The 22,153-nt window shown below is 47.4% G+C and carries 14 protein-coding genes and 2 pseudogenes; 5 read left to right on the top strand and 11 right to left on the bottom strand.

Annotation, left to right across the window (positions count from 1 at the left end; translation table 11 throughout):
* Window positions 1–1,032, bottom strand: a 1,032-nt coding sequence (locus DRI82_RS14610; protein ID WP_114194739.1) for an IS1182 family transposase, incomplete at its 3' end; no start/stop codon positions are given.
* A gap of 192 nt (window positions 1,033–1,224) precedes the next feature.
* Here DRI82_RS14610 and DRI82_RS14615 point away from each other — a divergent pair.
* Entirely contained in the window at window positions 1,225–1,827 is a 603-nt protein-coding gene (locus DRI82_RS14615) for a tyrosine-type recombinase/integrase (RefSeq protein WP_157968080.1), read from the top strand.
* 222 nt (window positions 1,828–2,049) lie between these two features.
* Window positions 2,050–3,068, top strand: a pseudogene (locus DRI82_RS14620) (IS630 family transposase).
* Window positions 3,069–3,115: 47 nt separating this feature from the next.
* On the opposite strand, the gene DRI82_RS14625 reads toward DRI82_RS14620, so the two are convergent.
* On the bottom strand, window positions 3,116–3,607 hold the full coding sequence (locus DRI82_RS14625) for a hypothetical protein (protein WP_114194655.1): 492 nt from the start codon (window positions 3,605–3,607) through the stop codon (window positions 3,116–3,118).
* Window positions 3,608–3,955: 348 nt separating this feature from the next.
* On the opposite strand from DRI82_RS14625, the pseudogene DRI82_RS14630 reads away from it, so the two are divergent.
* A pseudogene (locus DRI82_RS14630) lies at window positions 3,956–4,547 on the top strand (tyrosine-type recombinase/integrase).
* A gap of 43 nt (window positions 4,548–4,590) precedes the next feature.
* Here the strand turns inward: DRI82_RS14630 and DRI82_RS14635 are convergent.
* The 4 genes from DRI82_RS14635 to DRI82_RS14655 form a co-directional block, all read right to left on the bottom strand.
* Window positions 4,591–4,932 (bottom strand): hypothetical protein, encoded by a 342-nt coding sequence (locus DRI82_RS14635; RefSeq protein WP_114194656.1) that lies wholly within the window; start codon window positions 4,930–4,932, stop codon window positions 4,591–4,593.
* An 842-nt stretch (window positions 4,933–5,774) separates the two neighbouring features.
* Complete coding sequence (locus DRI82_RS14645) at window positions 5,775–7,598, bottom strand: ATP-binding protein (RefSeq protein WP_114194658.1); 1,824 nt, start codon at window positions 7,596–7,598, stop codon at window positions 5,775–5,777.
* Window positions 7,595–8,785, bottom strand: coding sequence for an SIR2 family NAD-dependent protein deacylase (locus DRI82_RS14650; protein ID WP_114194659.1), 1,191 nt, complete (start codon window positions 8,783–8,785; stop codon window positions 7,595–7,597). Before DRI82_RS14650 ends, DRI82_RS14645 begins: the two co-directional genes overlap by 4 nt.
* A 420-nt stretch (window positions 8,786–9,205) precedes the next feature.
* A complete protein-coding gene (locus tag DRI82_RS14655) occupies window positions 9,206–9,607 on the bottom strand; it encodes a hypothetical protein (protein WP_114194660.1) in 402 nt (133 codons plus the stop codon).
* 253 nt (window positions 9,608–9,860) lie between these two features.
* Here DRI82_RS14655 and DRI82_RS14660 point away from each other — a divergent pair, with 253 nt between their 5' ends.
* Window positions 9,861–10,898: a hypothetical protein gene (locus DRI82_RS14660; RefSeq protein WP_114194661.1), complete on the top strand. Its 1,038-nt coding sequence runs from the start codon at window positions 9,861–9,863 to the stop codon at window positions 10,896–10,898.
* A gap of 389 nt (window positions 10,899–11,287) precedes the next feature.
* Here the strand turns inward: DRI82_RS14660 and DRI82_RS14665 are convergent, their stop codons facing one another.
* From DRI82_RS14665 to DRI82_RS14675, 3 genes are all read right to left on the bottom strand, one after another.
* Complete coding sequence (locus DRI82_RS14665) at window positions 11,288–12,295, bottom strand: hypothetical protein (RefSeq protein WP_114194662.1); 1,008 nt, start codon at window positions 12,293–12,295, stop codon at window positions 11,288–11,290.
* A 655-nt stretch (window positions 12,296–12,950) separates the two neighbouring features.
* Complete coding sequence (locus DRI82_RS14670; RefSeq protein ID WP_114194663.1) at window positions 12,951–14,195, bottom strand: aromatic amino acid transport family protein; 1,245 nt, start codon at window positions 14,193–14,195, stop codon at window positions 12,951–12,953.
* Window positions 14,196–14,252: 57 nt separating this feature from the next.
* Window positions 14,253–15,533, bottom strand: a complete 1,281-nt coding sequence (locus tag DRI82_RS14675) for a 4-aminobutyrate--2-oxoglutarate transaminase (protein WP_114194664.1) — start codon at window positions 15,531–15,533, stop codon at window positions 14,253–14,255.
* A 121-nt stretch (window positions 15,534–15,654) separates the two neighbouring features.
* Here DRI82_RS14675 and pdxR point away from each other — a divergent pair, with 121 nt between their 5' ends.
* The gene (gene pdxR, locus DRI82_RS14680; protein WP_114194665.1) at window positions 15,655–17,133 is read left to right on the top strand and encodes a MocR-like pyridoxine biosynthesis transcription factor PdxR; all 1,479 of its coding nucleotides are present in this window, start codon (window positions 15,655–15,657) and stop codon (window positions 17,131–17,133) included.
* A 109-nt stretch (window positions 17,134–17,242) separates the two neighbouring features.
* Here the strand turns inward: pdxR and DRI82_RS14685 are convergent, their stop codons facing one another.
* Window positions 17,243–20,275, bottom strand: coding sequence for an autotransporter outer membrane beta-barrel domain-containing protein (locus DRI82_RS14685; RefSeq protein ID WP_245956851.1), 3,033 nt, complete (start codon window positions 20,273–20,275; stop codon window positions 17,243–17,245).
* 536 nt (window positions 20,276–20,811) lie between these two features.
* Window positions 20,812–22,131: a ferredoxin reductase family protein gene (locus DRI82_RS14690; RefSeq protein ID WP_114194666.1), complete on the bottom strand. Its 1,320-nt coding sequence runs from the start codon at window positions 22,129–22,131 to the stop codon at window positions 20,812–20,814.
* Window positions 22,132–22,153 lie beyond the last annotated feature (22 nt).

The raw sequence follows: 22,153 nt of genomic DNA on the forward strand, positions 1-22,153 counted from the left end.
CACATAAACATCCTTTTCCCGGTCATACCTGAACATTGAGCGGTTATAGAGACCTTTGCGTTCCGCACCAGAGGTGTCACCCTTTGGCACCAAAGCCACTGCTCCGCTATCCAGGACTGCTTTGATATCGCTACGGCTGTAATTACCTTTGTCAGCAAGTACGGTTATATCCACTCGGTCAACGGCTTCCTGAGCCAGTGTTGCCACAGAACCAAGTTGGCCCCGATCCGTTGTGTTGGTGACTTCATGAGCAACAATCAGATGGTTCTTCGTATCCACAGCTGTTTGCACGTTGTAGCAAACTTGCCGGTTCATGTTATTTGTCTTCATCAACCGGGAATCAGGGTCAGTTAAAGACAGTTGCTTGTCTGGCTGTTGCCCGACTGCTTGTTGGATCTTCTGAAGCTCCCGTAAGCGCTTTTGCAGCCATGCCAGTTTAGTCGCTGTTAACTTTGTGCTGGCATCAGGCTCCGTATTCTTGTCGGCTTCATCCAGCTTATTTAAATAATGAGTGATGCTTTGCTCAACCCGCTTAATATGATCTTTGGCTTTCTGGGGTGTGAAGTTGTTCGGTTTGCTGTTTACCGCCTTGAACTTGCTGCCGTCGATGGCAACAACCACACCGGTGAACATTTGCATCTGCCGACACAGATCAATAAAGGCCCGGCAAGCATTCTTGATACCTTTACCGTTATTTTTTCTGAAGTCGGCAATGGTTTTAAAGTCAGGCGTTAATCGCTCAAGTAACCACATCAGTTCAACGTTCCGATGGGCCTCTTTTTCTAACCTGCGGGAAGACTGAATGCGGTTCAGGTATCCATAAATGTACAGCTTCAGCATTGTTGCGGGGTGATATCCGGGCCGCCCGGTCTGCTTTGCATTAACTCTCTCGAAGCCAAGAGAATCAAGCTGTAATCCATCTACAAATATATCAACCACTCTGACAGGGTTATCTTCAGTGACAAAATCATCCAGCGCTTCAGGGAGCAAAGTAACTTGATGTCTGCCTTGACCTTTAATGTGGTGGGTCATATCTGCACCAGCAATGTTTATTCGTATGCTTTTAATTTTATTAAAAAAGGCAGGTCGCCGCATGGGTTTATCAAGAATGGTTGAACATATAAATTCATTGCTTAGACCAAAAAATGATCAGCAGTTTTCACACAGCCTGCGCTCTTGAGGGACAGTCATAATCAAATCTCCCATACCTCAGGAGGTTTGATTATGAACACGTCACCGTGGAACAAAAATCGTATCATCGGCCAAAAAAAGCCGCTTCAGATATCCCAAATCAGGGGGATCTGGATCAGACTTGAGCTGGAAGATAAAACGCGCGATTTGGCTCTGTTCAACATGGTTTTGGATAGTAAGCTTCGGAGCTGCGATCTGGTTAAGCTTAAAGTATCAGATGTTGCATATGGCAGTTCTGTTTCAAACAGAGCAACAGTGTTGCAACAAAAGACTGGTAGCCCTGCTCAGTTCGAGTTAACCAAAGGGAGAAGAGAAGCAGTTGTAGCACTGATAAAGCTGTGCAATCTGCACAGTAAAGACTACTTGTTCCAATCCCGGGTCGGTTCTTGCCAACATATCTCAACACGACAATACAGCCGTATTTTTCATGGATGGATAGCAAGGCTGGGTCTCGACGATTCACTGTACAGCACACATTCCATGAGAAGAACAAAACCTTACCTGATATACAAGAAAACCAAGAATCTCCGTGTGATCCAACTCCTGTTGGGCCATAAGAAACTGGAGAGCACAGCCCGTTATCTGGGCATTGAAGTCGATGATGCGTTAGAGATATCTGAATCGATTGAAGTCTGAGCTTATCGGGGCTGCAACAGCAGTCCTGTGCCAGAAGCGGACATTACAAACTAGGTAACGGGTATACATCAAGAGACCCTCACTGCCATTCGGATGTAATCCATCAGATATCGAGTATGCTAAATAGCTGTTCCAAATAGTAGATCACTTTGAGGGAACTCAGTCCGATTTAAACGATCTGATCAATCGCTGAATATCCCAAACCACCAACCGGACTGATTTATGCCGATCATAGCACCAATATCCGATGCCGAAAGGTCTCTGATGCAAAAAACCATCCATAAAACAGGCGACAAGAACCATGCTCGCAGACTCACCGCTATGCTGATGCTCCATCGTGGTGACTCGGTCAGTGATGTCGCCAAAACGCTTTGCTGTGCGCGTTCATCCTTGGGGCGTTGGATTAATTGGTTCACACTTTATGGGCTTGAAGGTCTGAAATCATTGCCCCAGGGCGCGCACGACGCTGGCCATTTGAGCATATCTGTGCGCTGTTACGTCAGTTGATTAGGCATTGACCGGCAGATTTTGGTTATCAGCGCTCTCGCTGGAGTACTGAGCTGTTAGCGATAAAAATCAATGAGATAACAGGTTGCATTTTGCATGCTTCAGCGGTTCGCCGCTGCCGGACTTGTCTGGCGAAGAGCAGCACCGACGCTACGAATTCGTGACCCGAATAAAGAAGAGAAGATGGCCGCTATCGCAGAAGCTCTCACCGACTGTAGCGTCGAACATCCGGTATTTTACGAGGATGAAGTCGATATCCATCTCAACCCCAAAATAGGGGCCGACTGGCAACAACGCGGTCAACAAAAGCGTGTTGTCACGCCTGGGCAAAACGAAAAATATTATCTGGCTGGTGCGTTGCACAGCGGCACGGGAAAAGTGAGTTACGTCGGCGGGAGCAGTAAAAACTCGGGGTTATTTATCAGCCTATTAATGCATCTTAAGAGTACGTATCGGCGGGCAAAACAATCACACTGATCGTTGATAACTACATCATCTACAAAAGTCATAAAACGCTTTGCTGGTTAAAGAAGAACCCGAAATTTATTGTTATTTATCAGCCGGTTTATTCGCCGTGGGTGAACCACGTAGAACGGTTGTGGCAGGCATTGCATGACACGATAACCAGAAATCATAGTTGCCGTTCGATGTGGCAATTACTGAATAAGGTACGGCACTTTATGAAAACGGTAAGCCCATTCCCTGGAGGGAAGCACGGTCAGGCAAAAGTGTAGCGGTATTAGGATCAGCTATTTAGATACTCGTCAACAGAAGTTGTCATTCACTTGCAATACTTGTTGTTCAGTTCATTAAATGATTTTATCTGTGAGTGATATTCATCAATTAAGAAACTATCATCTGATGAGTAAGCAATGGGGCGACGTGAATATTTGACGTTTAATATCAGATGATATGGCTCTGCTGAAATAAATCGAACTCCTATTTTCCGGTTAAGTTTTGTTTGTCCGGAAATGACACCACATACATAAGCCCCTTCCTCAAATTGATGTGTATTCATTTCGGAGAATGAGATTGGTTTCGAGAAATCAATATCACTATCACAGAAACCTACCATCATTTTCTTTTTTTGGTCATTCAGAGGATCTTTTGCAAGAAAGTTCTTGAATAAATCACAACTAGCCGGAGAGCCGGCCCCCTTTTTTAGAAACTCAATTACAGATGGCTTAATTTGTTCATATTGATGTTTATCTTGACCGTAAGACATTGGAACTAAGGATAATGGAATTAACACTGACAGGATTTTACGTCTCATGAGTTTGCTTCCTTGAAAACAGTCCATATTACATCGGAAAAAGCTTCAAGAACATTAGCTATCTATGATTTTCTGGCATGTAGAACCCCAAATTTACTTTGTAGTGTTATCTATAGCATTACGTCCGCTTTTCGCTCAGGCTGTGTGAAAACCCTGGCCAAAAACTGAAGTGCGCGCGTTTACGCAAAATCTGAAATTGACCGACTGGTAAGTAGAGCCGAATTTTACGTATGAGCGCGGTTTTCAGCGCTATTTTTGGCAGTCTCTGCGACCAAAAACGTTTTCACACAGCCTGCGCTCATGAGAGACAATCATAATCGAATCTCCAATATTTCAGGAGATTTGATTATGAATACGTCACCTTGGAACAAAAGCCGTATCATCGGCCAAAAACGGCCACTTCAGATATCTCATATCTGGGGGATCCGTATCAGACTCGAGCTGGAAGAAAGAGTACGTGATTTGGCTCTGTTCAACATGGCTTTAGACAGTAAGCTACGAGGCTGTGATCTGGTTAAGCTGAAAGTGTCAGATGTTGCGTATGGCAGCTCTGTTTCGAGCAGGGCGACAGTGTTGTAGCAAAAGACCGGTAGCCCTGTTCAGTTTGAATTGACTAAGGGCACCAGAGAGGCTGTAGCTGCATGGATAAAAATGGCCCATCTGCGCAATACCGACTATCTTTTCCAGTCCCAGGTCGGTTCTTCTCAACACATCTCTACCAGACAATACAACCGCATTTTTCATGGATGGATTGGAAAGCTCGGTCTGGATGATTCGCTATACAGTACGCATTCTATGCGTAGAACCAAGCCATAAGAAAACGAAGAATCTGCGGGTGATTCAACTCCTGCTAGGTCATAAAAAACTTGAAAGCACAGTTTGTTACCTGGGCATTGAAGTCGATGACGCATTGGAGATATCTGAGTCAATTGAAGTTTGAGTTTGTCAGGGCTGCTGATGCAGCCCTGTGCCAGAAGAGGACGTTATTGCGTGCATGAAGGATCATACTCCCAGTGAGATTCATCGCTATAAATCGTACCATCGTCATCCATTACTTGGGCGTTGAGACACTTTGCAATTTTCAACATTTTTCTATACAGATGCGTGTCTGGCCACTTGGCGTAAATATTACCTGCGCTCCAGTCAAGCCATGGCTCCTCATACAGTGAGGGCCCTGACCAAAGTGCGTGATAATCGCCGTTTTTAGTATCTATACTTAATTCATCATCGCTATTGATGTATGAAAGCCATTCATCAGATGTTATTTGGGCTTCGTCATTATCTGCCCAAAACTCAGCTCTTGTGATGTGAAATTCAACGCCCATAGTATCCTCTAAACACAATTTCAGATTGTGATTTCGCCTAACTGACTGCCGTTGTGATTTAACCCTCATACACTAACATAGAGACTTATTATGAATGACTATATCTCGCTCGAAGCTGCCCGAAGTCCTTGCTACGGCAGCTTCGAGCGAGGAGTTGACGCTCATGACATCCTTTCGCTTTCGTGATTAGAGGCCTGGGATCAGTCCATAAATTCCTTATAGGTGTCTGACAAACCTGTAGCGATTCATGTTCCGTACTACCTTGTAGAGGTATGAATGCAATATCCATGACATCGCATTTTGGACGATGTCAGAATGAGGGAGAATATCTGCTTACAGGAGTAATAAATGTCTCATTCTTCATCGAGAAAGAGAGTTTTAGATACAGCAAGGCCCTTGGCGAACAGAGCTTCTCACGCAAGAAGTTGCGCTAACCATGTGTCAAACAGGTTGGGAATTACCCGCATTGAGCTTTTGATAAAAGTGGAGGAAGATACCGGGTCAAGTCTGGTATCACCGCTAACTGAAGAAGATCTGCTGAAAGCGTTCCATTATATGGAGAACCTTTAGCTGAAGGCCGCCATGAGCGCAGGCTGTGTGAAAACGTTTTTGGTCGCAGAGACTGCCAAAAATAGCGCTGAAAACCGCGCTCATACGTAAAATTCGGCTCTACTTACCAGTCGGTCAATTTCAGATTTTGCGTAAACGCGCGCACTTCAGTTTTTGGCCAGGGTTTTCACACAGCCTGAGCGAGGTGCGGACATTAACGCCGCAATTTGCTGCGAGTATAGCGAGTCCGACAACATTACCTTGTTAAAGCTTTGCTTGCCGACAATATTGAATTACTCACCCGAAGTTCCACACCATCGATTTACGACTTCCATCAAATCAGCTTCTTGGGTCGCATCATTCGACCACCCACTTGCGAATTTAATATCGTTAGAATTGGGCAATTTATCAGGTGATAACTCTCGAATTCTAATCCTGCTTGGAAGTGCTGCGGCCTCCCCAACAAAAATAGCCTCTCGTCTTGTAAGGGCAGATAACATTTTAGTTAAACCGCTCAAACTGTCAGGCAAGAACCTAGAGACATGCTCTTGATCACTAGAATTCGACAATCTAAGTACTATCCAAGAGTTACACTGGGAGAGAACAGTACTTTCAACATCAGATGGTCTTTGTGAAATAAGCCCCAGCCCTAATCCATATTTACGCCCTTCTTTTGCAATACGTCGAATAGCATCTTGAGCCTCTTTGTATTGTGCTTCACCATGGTTTGGCACGTAGCGGTGCGCTTCTTCGCAGATAAATAATATGGGATCTTTCTCTCTTTCATCCCTTGTCTGCCAGAGTTTGTATTGAAAAAGAAGGCGGGATATTAATGCGGTTAATGGTCCAGCCACCTCATTTGGCAGGCCTGATATATCTATGATACGAATATCTTTTCCATTTGCTTCACCGACAAACTGCGCCAATATATCCTGTAGCTTAGGAGAATCAGCTTCACTATATTCTTTTAGCAAAAAACTAAGCTGGGGATTTGAGCGAAGGACTTTGAGTTTTTTAAGTATGTTATCGATTTTATCGCGACCTGATGATGCAGCTAACTTTTCCTGTTTCCCTTCTTTGCGCCCTTGCACCTTGTCTATGTACTTAACAAACTGCGTCAATTTGAACGGAACGGGCTTGTCTCTATCAAAATTCAAAACCTGATCTTCATTTACACCATCAGCAAATGCGGCTTCTAATCCGCCGTTTGGTTCAGCACCTACATCCTGTACGTAGCCCGCCTCTAGTAATCTAGAATAGGTAATTGCTTCATAAACAATATTATTTTGAGAGGTAGCTTCGTGTTCTGTTTTACCAATGATTAACGATCTCAACTCATCACTAGACATAAGCCAATAAGGCAACTTCAATAGCTCTGCCTCATCCTCCACTGCAGATGCGTCATTATACGCACGGAATACTTTTGCCCTATTGCCAAAAGCACTAGCATATTCACCGTGGGGATCAATCATGACAATTCTTGGCTTTAACGTGGTGCCTCTAGGTCGGTGATCTAGAACAGAGTGTAAAATTGATGCCACTGTTCCTGATTTCCCTGAACCTGTAGACCCTAATATCGCAAAGTGATGTCCAAACAGTTTATCAATATTCGCTCTGCATACCGCATTGTTGCCACCGATGTAATTCCCAATTGGAACCATGGGTGTAATGGCTTCATCTTGAGCATTTGATTCTGCAGCTTTATAAACAGCCTCTAGTTCATCGTTTAGGCAAATATAGGCGCTTTGTAATGGCAAGGGGTAAGTTTCAACACCGCGAGAAAATTCAAGTCGAGAATTCTTGTTAGACCAGACTCCCTGACCAAAGAGGTCTGCCTCTAAGATACGAGCATCATCTGCTGCGTTAATGAGTTGGTTGCTGTCTTCAGTAATCAACTCAGATCTCATTTTAAGAGACCGAACAAAAGCAAATAGCAGCTTTCTACCAAAATGCACTTTAATGATACTGCCCATTTGCCCTACAGGATAAACTTGTCCGTCAACGGCACGAATCAGTTCATTAACACTCTCATCGATCTCTATGCGTAAATTATTGCCAGACACCTCAATAATTTTACCTACCTTTAGTTCTTTCCGTGATTGAAAAATATTACTCATGGAACATCTCCTGTGCTGATGAACTGCGTTAAGCCATCAAAACGCCACCATATATACTTGCTAGTATCAAATTCAGCTAAAGGAGTTGTTGAATTATGGTAAATACCCAGTTCGCCTGCGACATACACTCTAGAACTAATTTTCGGACATCTCAGCCAAGCGTCTAAAGTCTTATTAATAACAATTCCATCTTTTGGCGACTCTTGAACAAATGCAATAACCGTCGTTTGGTTGGACTCGCTTCGCAATGCGCTTTCTATTTCAGCATTAATATGGTCATCGCCAAAACTATAACCACAAGTAATTAATGTATTTTGCTGTCCACTCATTAAGGTTTTTCTTAAACCCAAGAATAAGCTGGCGAATGGGTCTTTCTGCGTTTCAACATATTTTGTTGCCTGAGGGTAAATCATTATATTTGCGGGGTTTGACAAGTATTTAGTTCCATATCTTGCACGCACTAGACCTAAGTCGTCATCTCTGTGCCAATCTATCGAACCATGTAATTTATATAGATGGTACGTATTTGAATCCATAGCTGCATTCGAGAATTCATTTTCTGAATTCCAAAAACCTACAGCTCCACCTGAAAAGCCATCACATACTATTTTTTTGTATAGAGCTAAGGCGTCCTCAAGCAAAGCATCGTAATTAGTAGTAAAAATTGTAGTTTTTGAGCGTTGTTCTAGATTTGATTTGCTAATCAATAATGCCTCTATAAATTTACAATGAGGCTCTATTTCAACTATTGGGTTTGCTGCGCTACCAATCTCCTCCTCTATCGCGCGATCAGCATTAGCAGCGACGTATCCGTATCTGACAATCCCGCCAATAGCCTTGATAATTTCTAGATACAGCCGCCTTAGCTCTTCACTGGTATAACTATTAGCGCCAATATATGCAGACTGCCTCCTTGAACGATCAGCAATAGCTAAAAGGTCACCCAAATGACTCAAGTAGTGTTCAACATGGCAGTCATCAGATAGATCTGCTTTTAAAGCAGCCAAAATTTCTTTTTCTTTGTCCCCGGAATCTTCTTCGATAATTCGCTCAACGCGACTGGTCAATGGATACATTAAAGGTATTTTTGAACCGAAACTTATCCCAGCACCAAAAAGCCAGTTTTGTCTACTTTGGGAACTTAAAAGCTGCTTTATGTTTTCCAACCTATTATCAAATTCTTCCATAAGTTTCTCTTCATTTATTGCGGTTTGGAATACTTAATCAGGCACATACGTGAGTATGCTTTAACGCTTATTCAACGGGCCGACCCGTACTTAAACATGGATTAACCTGCATTTGTACATTTAATGCACAGAACACTACATTGCTTCTTTCAAACTTACAACAACTTATCGGTACAGCTGATAGCTGTGCTAGCGACAAAAAAGGTTAACCCGACTCGACTTACACGCGATGGCGGCATCTAGATACGAAAACTATGTACATTAAAAAGCATTAATAGACTGGCAAGGGGTAAGGAATGTCTGCTTTTGGCACCAAGCGGACAGCCTCGGTGAGCATGATGTCAACCCTGAGCGAGGTGCGGAGATAACAAACACGATAGAGCCTCAAAAACGCATATCATACCTATATGAATGCTGCATTTAGTCAAAAACATGCATCTCTTCCAACTGCTCCGTTTTCATTTCATTGCAGGAAGATAAAAATTTATCTTTAAAATCTAATGGCGGAGATTTTAGTTGCTGCACTGCCTCTTTATTTACTTCCAATTCCCGTAATTGTGCAATTGTATTTCTTCGAATCGAGGAGAGAAATTTATCACCTGCTGTCTTTTTATTCTTCTCCAGATAATTAGTCAGTATTATAGTCGATGTTTGGATGGCTTTTTCCTCAGAAAAACCCAAAGTAAAGCGGGAGTTGATGACCTCGTATTGAAATAGACATGCTGCTTCAGCCATTTGTTTCGCTTGTTCCCTCGGGGTTTCCTGACGTCCCCACGACTGGGAGGTGATGAGCAGCATGAGTATTAATAATCGTATTTTCATGCGAATAATCCATGTCCATTGGTAATATGGTATTTAAACCTATTCAGACGGACCTTGGCAACGTCTGCTTTTGGCACTTAGCCACCTTAAGGGAAGGTCTCCGGCAGTTATGAGCGAGAAGGAGACATCTTGCCACCTTCATACCCTAGACGGCAGAGAGTACTGGCAGATGGCTGAAAAAACAGATTAACTACCTTACTAAGTCCTTGCTAATGTATTTTAGGCTAATCATTTTGATACTTGGAAGCTACCAGTGACAAACGAGAAAGCATTACCGGCGCTAGATGCAGAAAAATTGCGTGAAAATTCCCTACTCTCTATACAGCTTGGTATAGAAGATTTTGAGCTATCCCAGCGAAAAGTTGAAGATGGTGGAAATCCAGCACGAGCACTATCTTCTGTAAGAAATCTTTTTGCAGGAATGCTTCTCCTGTTCAAGTACAAAATCGCAACATCTGTTGATGAACCGGAGGATGCCTATACCCTGATATATAACCCACCGAAAATACTTCCTAGATCTGATGGTAATGGTGGCGTTGAATGGGTTCCTGATGGCAATTTTAAATCCACTACCATTGATACAGAAGCAATCAAGCAGAGGTTCAAGGGTTTTAATATTGAGGTGGATTGGAAAGCGATCAAGCAACTTCAGGATTGCCGGAATGGCCTTGAGCATATGCCTCCAGAAAATACTTTGGGTGAGATTGCTGGATTTGTTGCGGATCTTTTCCCTGTACTCAGTGACTTTATTACACAGCAGCTTGAGGAAGCTCCATTCCCATTACTAGGTAGTTCTTGGGAAATCATGCTTAAACATAACACCCTTTACGAGGCTAAACGCAAAGAATGCAATGAATCATGGTCTTTTGCTGGCATCCCTAAGCACATGGAACGTTTCCTGCAAGAATGCAGATGTGACATGTGCCACTCAGATTTACTTGCTGCTTCAGACGAAAGTCTTGACGGTGGGTGCAGTGTCGAAAGTAACGAAGACGAATTTAAGTATAGGTGCCTTGCCTGCGGATTTGCGGACCTTATCGCACCATTACTCATGCAAGCACTCAATGATGAACACGATTATGACTGGCGAAGTGGTGAGGACTCGAACATTGAGGATTGCTTCCAGTGTGGACACGGCACATTTTTAATCGCAGAACAATTATGCGTTTGGTGCGGCGCAACTTTAGACCATGAGGAATGTATTTTCTGTGGTGAGCATTTGAAACAAGACGATCAAGATAATGGTGGTTTATGCGGCTATCATTATCATCTTCATACAAAAGATGACTAAGCAGTAACAGAAACTAACTTTATATGTATTAGTCGCGACTTGATCTGATAGTGCTCTATTGTGGGCCACGATGAAATCCGATAGTCGGTTATGAGCGCAGACTGTGTGAAAACGTTTTTGATCGCATAAGTTGCCAAAAAAAGAGCTGAAAACCGCGTCCCTACGTAAAATTTGACTCTGCTAACCAGCCGATCGATTTCAGATTTTGCATAGCATTATGCACTTAAGTTTTTAGTCCGGGTTTTCACACAACCTGAGCGAATAACGGACAGAAGAATGTCTTACAAAATAAACTGGCTCAGAACGCTGCCGAGTTTATATGTGTACTTTGCCGGAAGCCGCTCAAGCGATACAATCAACACGGTTACATATATTTTGCAATTGAATGGTCAATTGCGCTTTTCTAAGTCGGTCAATGCATATCTCCCACGTTCTGCTACTGATTGAGATGTGTCAGAAGCCAGTATATTTGCCAGTTTAAATGCTTCATCACCAATATTATCCAATTCTTTTATAAGCATTTCACCAGCTATACGCCGAACCATAGGGGAACGGTCGGTTGTCGCCATCCTCAAGTTCTCAATAAAGGGAGTTGTAGTAGATATTATTCGTTCTTTTAAAACAGGAAGGCGTCGCCTTATGCCGTGTACTTTGTCAACCCACTGCCATGTCAGCCCCTCAGCCCAAACAAATTTACTTTCAAACTGACAACGATAAGCTTTTGCCCGCAGGGAGGGTTGAACTGATGTTTCTGCAATCTCAGCTAAAAAGTTGTCTAAAGCTGTCGTGCGCCCAGCTTGCACAAATATTGTAGCGACAGGCCCCGAAGAGGATATTAGAAGGCGTTTTTTTAATGCCTCAGTTACTTTCTCCATTAAAATAACTTTCATAAGCGCTTCTTTCTCGATATCTCCCATTCTCCCCCAAGAATCCCAGTAGGGGAGTGTTATAAACAAGACATCAACAATAAATTCAGGGTCTGATGCTTCAGCAATTAATGGCAGAGCATCACATGCTGCAGCTCTTACCTGCGGAACCCAGTCATTTAGTTTTCGTACAACTAAAGCTAATAAAAAACTATTTGGCGCCCCACCTGATAGTGTCCTTAATGCTCTTTCCCGTCTGAAACCATCGGCGTTACATATGTCCATCCATCTGAGTGACCCGACCTGGTGGATCTCATTACCACTTTGTTTCGGACTGTATTTTCGAAGTGAATAGAAAATCTCTGCTCGAATTAAACGTTCCCAGTCATCGAGGCTTTTTAAGGACAGCTTTGAGGTGACAGCGATAAACTTGGATATATCTGGTCTTATTCTTTGATACAATATATCAAAGGTGAGTGATTTTTTTACAGATTCAATAACTTCCTGCTGAAGACTATCCTGCGGTAACATGAGCCAGCTTCCTTTATAAAATTTTATCGGCTCATTCCTCTATAAAGTGACAAAGGATCAAAGTCAACAAGCATTTGCCTACTGGATTTTTCTTTGTATATGATTCCCCTACTAAAAGGGGCTAAATTCCGTAAGATAATAGACTGCATAAGTAGACTCGGTCTGGACCTTCCAGACCTATGTAAGTCCAGACCATATGTCCGCTTCACGCACTGAGCCTGACAGTCAGTTCTGATTGGACTGAGAGTAACAAGGCTGCCAGATTAAGTACGAGTCAGTACGCCTAACATGAAAACATTTCGTGTCGTCTAACAGAGCCTCAGTCTCCGCCAAGACTATCTCAGTAGTCTCTTCATGACGCAAAAAACACCGGATATTCACTGTAGTGACCTCATCAAGATGAGATGCTCATCGCATTTATAGCGACCAAAAGTTTTAGGGGCTTTATTGGGGGCTTCGTTTTAAAATTTAATAAATAACCATAATAAATTCAATCAAATAAATCCTCGACTCCAGTCAGAAGCCAAATTCAGAAAATTCCGCTTAGGCAACCAAGCAGGCTTCTTGCATCTCTACGGCTTCACAAAAAACATCACTGACAATGACATTGCCATTCTGCGATTTAGAAACAGCCATGTTTTTTAAAGACGATCACTCACCAGCCAGTAGGCAAATAACCAAACAGTGACGCAATCGCATAGACCGCACTTCCCAGATACAGCAGCACAATGCTCACCTGCAACAGCGGATGCGTGATCCAGTTACACTGCCAGAGCGGTACCCGGTCGCCATGTTTACGGGCACCTCGCAAAATCAGCATCGGCATGATCGACAAGATCACGCCGCTGAATACACCGGCGAAATACAACGCATTGACGAATGAAACCAGGCCGCTGTAGGCCAGCGCGAACGGTGGCAAGACGACCACCAGCAACACACCGAAGCGGCGCAACGGTCGCTCGTCGTCCCCCAACCTGAACTTATCGAAAATATTGCTCACGAAACTGCCACCCAGTCCCCAGTAGGACGTCAGCATCGCACACAGCGCAAAGATATTGGCAGAGAAGAAAGCCCATTGACCAAGCGCCTGTCCCCACGAAATCGTCGCCACGTCAGAAATATTACCCAGCCCACTGAGTGCTATCACCGACATCGGCACCACGGCCAACAGCACAAAAGTCGTCACCATCCCGACAATAATCGCCTTGGGGAGTTGTTCTGGCTTATCCGCAAAACCACGCGCCATCTCAGGCACAATATATTGGGCAGAGAAGCAGAACACCACCACGCTGAACACGGGCACCATAAAGAGCCAATCGCCGTCAAGCAGGTTGCGCATCTGGGTGGTCTCTTGCAATAGCGTCGCGATGACCAGCGCACTCAGCATGACTACCATTCCGATACTGATAAACTTTTCGCCACGGCCAATGGCCTTCAAGCCGAGATACAATACCAACGCCGCCGGGATGAAAAACAGCAGGCTGCCGAGCGCGGGTGAAATGCCGAGCAGGGACTGCAATAACTTGCCGCTGCCGGACATATAGGCGGTAAGCGCGCCGACACTATTGACGCAAACTGAAGCGAACATCACCCATGAACCAAAACCGCCGACATAGCGCCGTGCCAAACCGCTAAGCTGCAGATGTTCTCGGGTACGAAGGGTGGATTCAGCGACATACAGCATCGTGATTGTGGTCAGACAGCCGACCAGCACCAACCAGAATAGCAAAGGTAAATAACCGGCTTTACTGGAAGCGTACGCGATGGAGAGCACGCCAGCACCAATGTTGGTACCGACTATCATTGCTACCCCTTCAAGAAAAGTCAGTGATTTGGCGGGTGCAAGTGTCCGTTCCCCTGCGGCAACCGCCGGGGAAATGCAGATGTTTTCGGAAGACATATATCATCCTTTGATACCCGGTAGGTTTGCTACCGGGAAGGGTTAACGTCCGGAGGATTAATTGCTCAAATCGATACGGGTCAGCACGCGGGAAAGTATTGCCAGCGCCTGCTTAAACTGGGGATCAGGAATGGTCAGCGGATACAGGAAACGGATCACATTGCCGTTCACCCCACAACTGAGCAGCAGCAACCCTGCTTCCTGTGCTTTCTGCTGTACGTGACGAGTAAACTCAGGTGACGCTTTTCCCGTAGCCGGATCGTTAAACTCCACCGCCACCATTGAACCCAATGCGCGGATATCAACAATCGCCGGGCAGTGATGGCGTGCCTGTTGCAGGACTTCCACCAAATGTTGCCCCAAACGCTGCGAGCGCTGACACAATTGTTCCTCTTCGATCACCTCCAATACCGCCAACGCAGCGGCAACAGCCAGCGGGTTACCGGCATAAGTCCCGCCAAGCCCACCCGGTGCCGGGGCATCCATCACCTCAGCGCGGCCCGCCAACGCTGACAGCGGCATCCCTCCCGCGAGACTTTTTGCCATCGTGATCAGATCCGGTTGCACGTCGTAGTGATCCATCGCGAAAAACTTGCCGGTGCGGGCAAACCCGGTCTGCACTTCATCCGCAATCAACAGAATCCCATGTCGATCGCACAACGCGCGTAGTGCCTGCATGAATTCTGCTGGGGCGATAGTGAAGCCGCCCTCACCCTGCACTGGCTCCAGCACAATCGCGGCGACCTGCGTCGGATCGATATCCGCTTTAAAAATGCGCTCCAGGCTGTTCATGGCGTCTTCTGAGCTGACGCCATACAATGCATTCGGATACTGGCCATGGAAAACCGAGCCAGGGAACGGGCCAAAACCCAGTTTGTAAGGAGCCACTTTGCCGGTCAGTGCCATGGTCATGTAGGTGCGGCCATGAAAACCGCCGCCGAAAGTGATCAAACCGGGACGACCGGTATAAGCACGGGCAATTTTGACTGCGTTCTCAACAGCCTCTGCGCCTGTAGTGAAAAAAGCCGTTTTACACGTGCCTTCAATGGGCGCTAGCTGATTGATACGCTCTGCCAGCGTGATATAGCTTTCATAGGGAACAATCTGGTAAGCAGTGTGGGTAAAAGCCTGCAATTGTTTTTCAATCGCGGCGATCACCTTCGGATGACGATGCCCGGTATTGAGCACGGCAATACCAGAAGCAAAATCAATAATTTCGTTACCTTCCACATCCCACAACGTGGCATTTTCTGCCCGATCTGCGTAAAAATCACACATCACGCCAATCCCTCGCGGGGTGGCGGCCAGACGACGTTGAGTCAGTTCTGCGTTTTTCATTCTGTTCTCTCCGTACAGGGTTAATTGTTATTTTTGTTCACAAATATGAAACAACATCATTTGTTTATACAGTGTACGGCCCTATAATCGAGTGCCAATCACGATTAATTGAGGGATCCAATTGCGCTCATTGAGTGGTGATCTATTATTGCAGCGACTCGGCGAACAGCCTGATGACAAGCTGCATCTGCGGCTTTACAACGCGATCCGCACCAGCATTCTGGATGGCAGCCTTGCCCCCTCAAGCCGCTTGCCGGCATCACGCGAATTGGCGCGAGAGCTGGGACTCTCACGTAACACGGCCTTAACCGTTTATGAACAATTACTGGCGGAAGGTTATGTTTTTTCGCGGCAGGGAAGTGGCACATTCGTTGTTGAAACGACACCCGACAGCTTTTTATCCACAACCAACCCTCCGATCGGTGCAGAGGGTGAGAAAAGGAACGCAGAACTGTCAGAGCGCGGGAGTGCGTTATTGCATCATGCCAGTGCCAGTCCGAAACAATGGGGCGCATTTATCCCCGGCGTTCCCGATGTCAATGCCTTCCCACACCCTATCTTCAGCAAGATCCAGGCTCGTATCAGCCGCCGTCCTACACCACAACAACTGACCTACAGCAATCAGGGAGGTAGCCCGGAACTTCAGCAGGCATTGGTGGAGTATTTACGTGTCGCGCGTTCGGTGCGCTGCTCACCGGAACAGATCCTGATCACCGAAGGTATTCATCAGGCTATCGATCTGGTGACACGTATGCTGTGTAATCCGGGAGATGACGCCTGGATCGAAGAACCGGGCTATTGGGGAATACGCAACATCCTGCGCATGAACGATGTGAATATTTGCCCACGGGAAGTGGATGAGGCGGGTATGGTGCCACCGGAACATCAAACAGATGCGCCACGGCTGATCTTCGTTACCCCTTCGCACCAATATCCGCTGGGCCCGGTGATGAGTCTGGCCAGGCGGCAACATTTGCTGGCGCTGGCGCGTCATGGACGTAGCTGGATTGTCGAGGATGATTATGACAGCGAGTTCCGCTTCTCCGGCCAGCCTATTCCTGCGTTGCAGGGGCTGGAAGCTGATGCACCCGTGATCTATATCGGCACCTTCAGCAAAACGCTTTATCCCGCGCTGCGGCTGGGTTACGTCGTGCTGCCAACACCACTGGTGAGCGCGTTGAAAACTGCCCACGCCGAACTTTACCGCGGCGGCCACCTGTTGATCCAAACCGCGCTGGCGCAATTTATTCAGGAAGGCCATTACACGGCCCACATCCGCCGCATGCGGCTGCTGTATGCCAAGCGTCGGGCTTTCCTTACCTCGCTGATTGAACAACATTTGGGTAAACAGGCCCTGACTGAATTCAACAGCAATGCCGGTTTACACCTGATTCTCAATTTACCCAATGATGCGGATGATGTGGCGATCGCCGCGGCGGCCAGCGCGCGAGGTGTGCTGGTACGTCCGTTGTCGCGTTATTACATGTTGCCAAGTGGTCGACGGGGTCTGCTGATGGGCTTTGCCTGCGTAGCGGAAGAACAGATGGCGGTCGCTTTCGATGTCCTTCTGGAGTGTCTCAATCCACCACAAAAAGCCTAAAAACACTCAATGACATGCTGGTGGAAAAAAGCTCGCCCAGGGATCCAGGCAGGCTTTGTGCTTTCAACCGGGAATCCGATCTCCGGAGAGATCGGATTTTATGATGCGATCAGAAACGCCAGGTAAAGCCCGCGTTGACGCGATTATCCTGATAATTTTGCGATATCAATCCGCCATAACCTAACGACAGCGTGGCATTTTTGTTGATCGCCACTTCTGCGCTGGCTTTCAGCACTGCGCCATCGCGCGACGCCGGAACGCTATTGACCACAAACTGCGAAGCGCTGCTGCTGAACATCAGTCCAGTATCCCGATCCAGTTGACCGTACTGGTGTTGCCAACCCAACTCACCACGCAGCGTTGCTGCCGTCGTCTTGCTCATCTGCCATTCGGTATCCGCACGTAATCCCAACGTCGACACCGTCGCGTCAGTATGCTGCCTGTCACCACGCAGCGCCGCAGCTCCCCCGTCTTCAGCAATACCGTTGTTTTGGAAATTGATGTACGCCAGATTGGCGAATGGCTCAAGGTTCAGCCACGCTCCTTTGACGCTATACCCGGCTTCGGCGAAAAGCTGTTCTGTGCGAGCGCTGTACTTCGCTGCCGCGCTGTCAGCGTGCGAACCATAATAAATGGAGCGTGAGGTATCAATACGATGCCATGTATAACTCCCCCCGACCCGTAATGCCAGATCGCCGAACTGCTTGCCGCCATACGCACCCAGATGATAGTTGTCGCTGTCCGCACTTGAATCGTAGCCACCGTCCAGTGAGGTACGGGTGTAACCGGTGGAGATCCCCAGACGCCAGTCATCAGCAAACGCCGAGTCCAAGCCTAACAGCACGCCATAGGTTGATGCCTGAAAACCCGTCGCATTGGCATCACCAGAAGCGTGATCCCATGCCCCCAGCAACTGCGCCCAGGCTCCGCCTTCGTCCGCCTTGATGTCCGGCGAGCTGGACAGCCCCTCAGCCTGACGCAACCGCTCGTTCAGCACATCACGCACGTAGCGACTGTCATTGACCAGCGCTGAAGCGATATCGGCATGAATTTGCCCCGACAGTTGACGGAATGCCTGACGCGCCACCCCAGCGGTATCGGTGGTCAGAATGCTTTCGTACACCGGATTACCGGCACTGAGCGCTTCTGCCGCGGCAGCGACCGCACGCTCGTTCTGTGTCAGTGCGACGTCGGCGAAGGCCGTCGCATTGCGTCCCACGTTCAGGAGAACCTGGTTGGGTTGATAGTTCAGGCTCGTGCCAAGGAACAGATAGTCAGGTTGCACACCGGCAAATTGCCCAGTGATACCCTGCTGGGCGGTCAAAATAGTGTATTGCTGCCCAAACAAACTCTGTACTTCGCTCTTGCTGAGCAAATTGCCGCGGTTCTCCAGAGATACTGCCACTTCCCCACCGTTGAGCGAGGCTGCACCGGTGCTCTGGATCAGGTCGCTGCGGCCGTCTGCCGCCACTTCTACCGCATACTGCGATCCGGCGTCGAACGTGACATTATTCAGCACGTTCAGGGTTCCAATGGAATTTCCGGGCGCGATAACCGCACCTGACAGGCCCGTCAATTCACCCACGGTACCGGAACCTGCCAGCACAGCGCCCTCACCCACCGTGACGGAAGAGTTCCCGTGATAGCCGTTGATGACCAGTGCGCCACCCGCGACATTCGTGGTTCCGGAAAAACTGTTGTTTCCGGTGAATTCGAGTACGCCCGATCCGTCTTTGACAAAGCTGCCGTTGCCGCCGATATCATTGTTCCAAATATCATAGGCATTGACGCCCCCTTGGCTTGCGTCCATGGTCACCGCAACATTGCCGTTGAATGCACCATAGCCGTCAGCCGCCGAATAGAGATCGAGGCGAGCCCAACCGGAACCGTTGTCGAGCGCATGGCCGGATTCGATTTCCGTCGTGGCAAGGACATCGCGACGCTGCTCTGCCGTCAAATAGGGGAATCGGGTCGCTATCAGTACTTCTGCGCCTTCTGGGACCACCGGGGCGAGATCCGTTGGGCCGACGGGCGAAATCCCGTAGGTCAAGCGAAAGATATAGTCAGCTTTGTCTTTTGCCGCCTGATCTGCACGCGCGGCCTTGTCGGCTGCCGCGCAGTCGGCAATGCTCGTTTGGCAGCCTTGCTCCAGCATAGTGCGCAGATCGGTTTGAGCAGACAGCATCAGGGCATTGAAATCGTTGGTAGTGACGACAGCCCCCGCCCATCCTGAGATGTTTTGCTCAAGATAATCAGGATTATTATTCAGAATTTGCGCCAACGCGTAGGTGGTCATAATACGCGCACCGATGACGTCAAACGCGTAGTGGACACCTATCGTCATCCGGCTATTGCCGTATTCAGAACCCCGTAGAATAAATTCCTGGAAACGTTCCGGAACCATTTGTGCAAAAAGAAGAGTGCTGGCAAATCCGAAGGCCGAATGGCCACTGGGGAATGAAGCATTGCTTTTAACCGTCGGAAGAATCGACGTCATACCATCGGTTTGGACGCCGAAGAAATCGACCCCGCCAAACGTCTCGATTCTGTCCGGTGCAACCTGGACAGGACGCGAGTTACCGACTGAATTCCTGTTTTCCTCTAAAGGGTGGTAGGCAAGATCGTAGACGTTATAGACCCCGCCTTCTGGCAGACTGATCCCGGTGACCGGCGTCCCAGGCGTGCCATTGGGGCTTCCATTGGCTAAATAATTCTTGGAAAAACTCGAATCCTCTTGAATAAGGGCATTGACCTGTGAAAAGAGCTTGCCGAAATTTTCGGAGAAGGTGGTGGCAGTATAGGTTGCGACGTTGATGCTATTGCTTGCCGAGAATATCGCACTCATCCTCGCACCGAGCGCATCGGCAACCAATAGGCCGTTGGTCATTGAACCGACAAGAGCCGGAATTGTATTATCAGAAATCGCCTTCGCTCGTTGGGCATCAGGGGCATTATTGTTGGTTGCAATCGTCGCTTCAAGATTCCCGACCAGGGCATTGCGCCCTTCAACGCTATTATTGAGCTGACTGAAGCCATAAATAAGTTCTGTTGCCCTGGTGGTTCTCTCCTCTTGCGCATAGGCTGTTTGCAAAGAAAAAACCACGGCAATAGCGATTACTGAGACTACTGGTTTTCTTAACATTGTTAATCATCCTTAATCAAGTTCTGTATTATCAACGCACTTTCTACCTGTTTTTGATGACATTTTTATGAACCAACGCTGTTCTCCTTAACAGCTTTTATCTTATTGAATTGCCTTGCGAGAATAGTTGCACCATGAAATTATTCAATTGATATAACACGTGCCCACTATTTTTGGATTCCATACATGAATAGTCCTTAACGATCGTTAATGCCAGCTCGTTAGGGATAATTATTTTATGGGAACAGACCACTTCGCCAGAATAAACGGCTTGTGCAGCGCAATAGCGAAATAAATTTCTTTATCGGCGTCTAATTTTTTATTAATGGGAATTTTATTAAGAAAATGGAAGTATTGACGGGGCAGAAATGGCCGGGCTCTTTCCGCTGATTTCGCTATTACAACTGCTCAACCGGCCATCGGTAAGATTTACCCTGCGACACGTAAATAAGCGAACAACAGCGCGACCAGCAGCACGATAATTCCCGTAGCCAGCGCGAGTCTCTCTGCGAAAAGTCGGCGCATCATGATTCTCCTCAGGCAAAGTTATAACGCTCGGAATGGTATTTTTCCAAAGGAACACCCATCTCGCTGAGCGCCTTTTCAATCGCGTCCATCATCACATTGGGTCCACAGATGAAATATTCATGATCGGCAAAAGGCGGCGGCAGATGACGCCTGAATACGTCCGCAGTAATGAATCCGCGCTCCCCCTGCCAATCGGCGGGAGGATCGGCCAGCACGTGAACGACTTTCAGGTTGAGCCGTCTTTGTAGCGTTTCCAACTCCTCGCGGAAGGTAATCGATTCCCAATCCTTGCTGCCATACAGCAGAATAACCGGACGTGAATCACCACGATCGGCGAAGGTGCGCAGAATACTCATCATCGGCGTAATCCCTACGCCACCGGCGATCAGAACATGCATATCCGCCGGATTCCCCACGGTAAATGCGCCATAAGGCCCATCCAGATAGACCCGTTGCCCGACAGGCACGCTGGGGATCTGTTGGGTGAAATCGCCCAGATTGCGGATAGACATCTCAACGCGGCCATCATTGGCCTCGGCACTCGATGAGAGCGAAAAAGGATGTCCGGTAATCTTAAATGGGCTGCCCCATAATGTTAACCAGGCAAACTGTCCCGGAACGAAGCGAAAACCGGAATGGCCTTCTGGCTGCATCACCAACGTTGTGGTGTCCCCGCGCTCCTTGCGTACTTCAACAATGCGATAGGGGCGACGCAGAATAAACAGCGGTTTGACCACGCGGATGTAAACCAGCAGCGCCAGCCAAAACAGGATCAGACCAATCCACAACGCTCGTTTCAACGGGTCATCAAGATAGAATCCCCAGCCCACCATATGCAGGATCCCGGCGACTACGGCGACCACCGCCAAAATGATATGGCTCAGATGCCAGATTTCGTAGCGGATTTTCAACTCCACCCGCCAGATCGCCATGATCACCAACGCAATCAAGGAATACGTGGACAACGCCGCAAAACGTGCACGCCACGGTGCATCAATCGAATTGAGAAGTGCGAGCAGTTCAGGACGGACAACGAACAGGATAAGCGGATGGGCAATAACCAGCCCAACCGCAATAAGGGAAATGCGTCGGTGAAAATGATAAATGACATCCTCGCCCCAGGGTTCTGTAACATAACGAAAACGGGCAGTAAGACCAAACTGTAACCCCATCATCGCCAGTCCTGCATACCCCAGGGCAACTGAAAATTCCGTCCAAAAGTCCCGTGCAGGCGGCAATGAACCGGACAGAAGTGCCAGCAGAGGTGCCAAAATAAAAAACAGATAAACGACTAACCAAATTATGCTTCGCAGGGAAAAGGAAAGCATTGTTTACCTCGCACCAGCATCT

The sequence above is a fragment of the Edaphovirga cremea genome, from assembly GCF_003332275.1.
Lineage (GTDB): Bacteria > Pseudomonadota > Gammaproteobacteria > Enterobacterales > Enterobacteriaceae > Edaphovirga > Edaphovirga cremea.

What these genes read in the sequence shown, in the direction of transcription:
- DRI82_RS14670 (WP_114194663.1), bottom strand. Translation starts at nt 14,195, where the DNA reads ATGTCTTCCGAAAACATCTGCATTTCCCCGGCGGTTGCCGCAGGGGAA.
- DRI82_RS14655 (WP_114194660.1), bottom strand. Translation starts at nt 9,607, where the DNA reads ATGAAAATACGATTATTAATACTCATGCTGCTCATCACCTCCCAGTCG.
- DRI82_RS14625 (WP_114194655.1), bottom strand. Translation starts at nt 3,607, where the DNA reads ATGAGACGTAAAATCCTGTCAGTGTTAATTCCATTATCCTTAGTTCCA.
- DRI82_RS14675 (WP_114194664.1), bottom strand. Translation starts at nt 15,533, where the DNA reads ATGAAAAACGCAGAACTGACTCAACGTCGTCTGGCCGCCACCCCGCGA.
- DRI82_RS14635 (WP_114194656.1), bottom strand. Translation starts at nt 4,932, where the DNA reads ATGGGCGTTGAATTTCACATCACAAGAGCTGAGTTTTGGGCAGATAAT.
- DRI82_RS14690 (WP_114194666.1), bottom strand. Translation starts at nt 22,131, where the DNA reads ATGCTTTCCTTTTCCCTGCGAAGCATAATTTGGTTAGTCGTTTATCTG.
- DRI82_RS14645 (WP_114194658.1), bottom strand. Translation starts at nt 7,598, where the DNA reads ATGAGTAATATTTTTCAATCACGGAAAGAACTAAAGGTAGGTAAAATT.
- DRI82_RS14685 (WP_245956851.1), bottom strand. Translation starts at nt 20,275, where the DNA reads ATGTTAAGAAAACCAGTAGTCTCAGTAATCGCTATTGCCGTGGTTTTT.
- DRI82_RS14665 (WP_114194662.1), bottom strand. Translation starts at nt 12,295, where the DNA reads ATGTTACCGCAGGATAGTCTTCAGCAGGAAGTTATTGAATCTGTAAAA.
- DRI82_RS14650 (WP_114194659.1), bottom strand. Translation starts at nt 8,785, where the DNA reads ATGGAAGAATTTGATAATAGGTTGGAAAACATAAAGCAGCTTTTAAGT.
- DRI82_RS14615 (WP_157968080.1), top strand. Translation starts at nt 1,225, where the DNA reads ATGAACACGTCACCGTGGAACAAAAATCGTATCATCGGCCAAAAAAAG.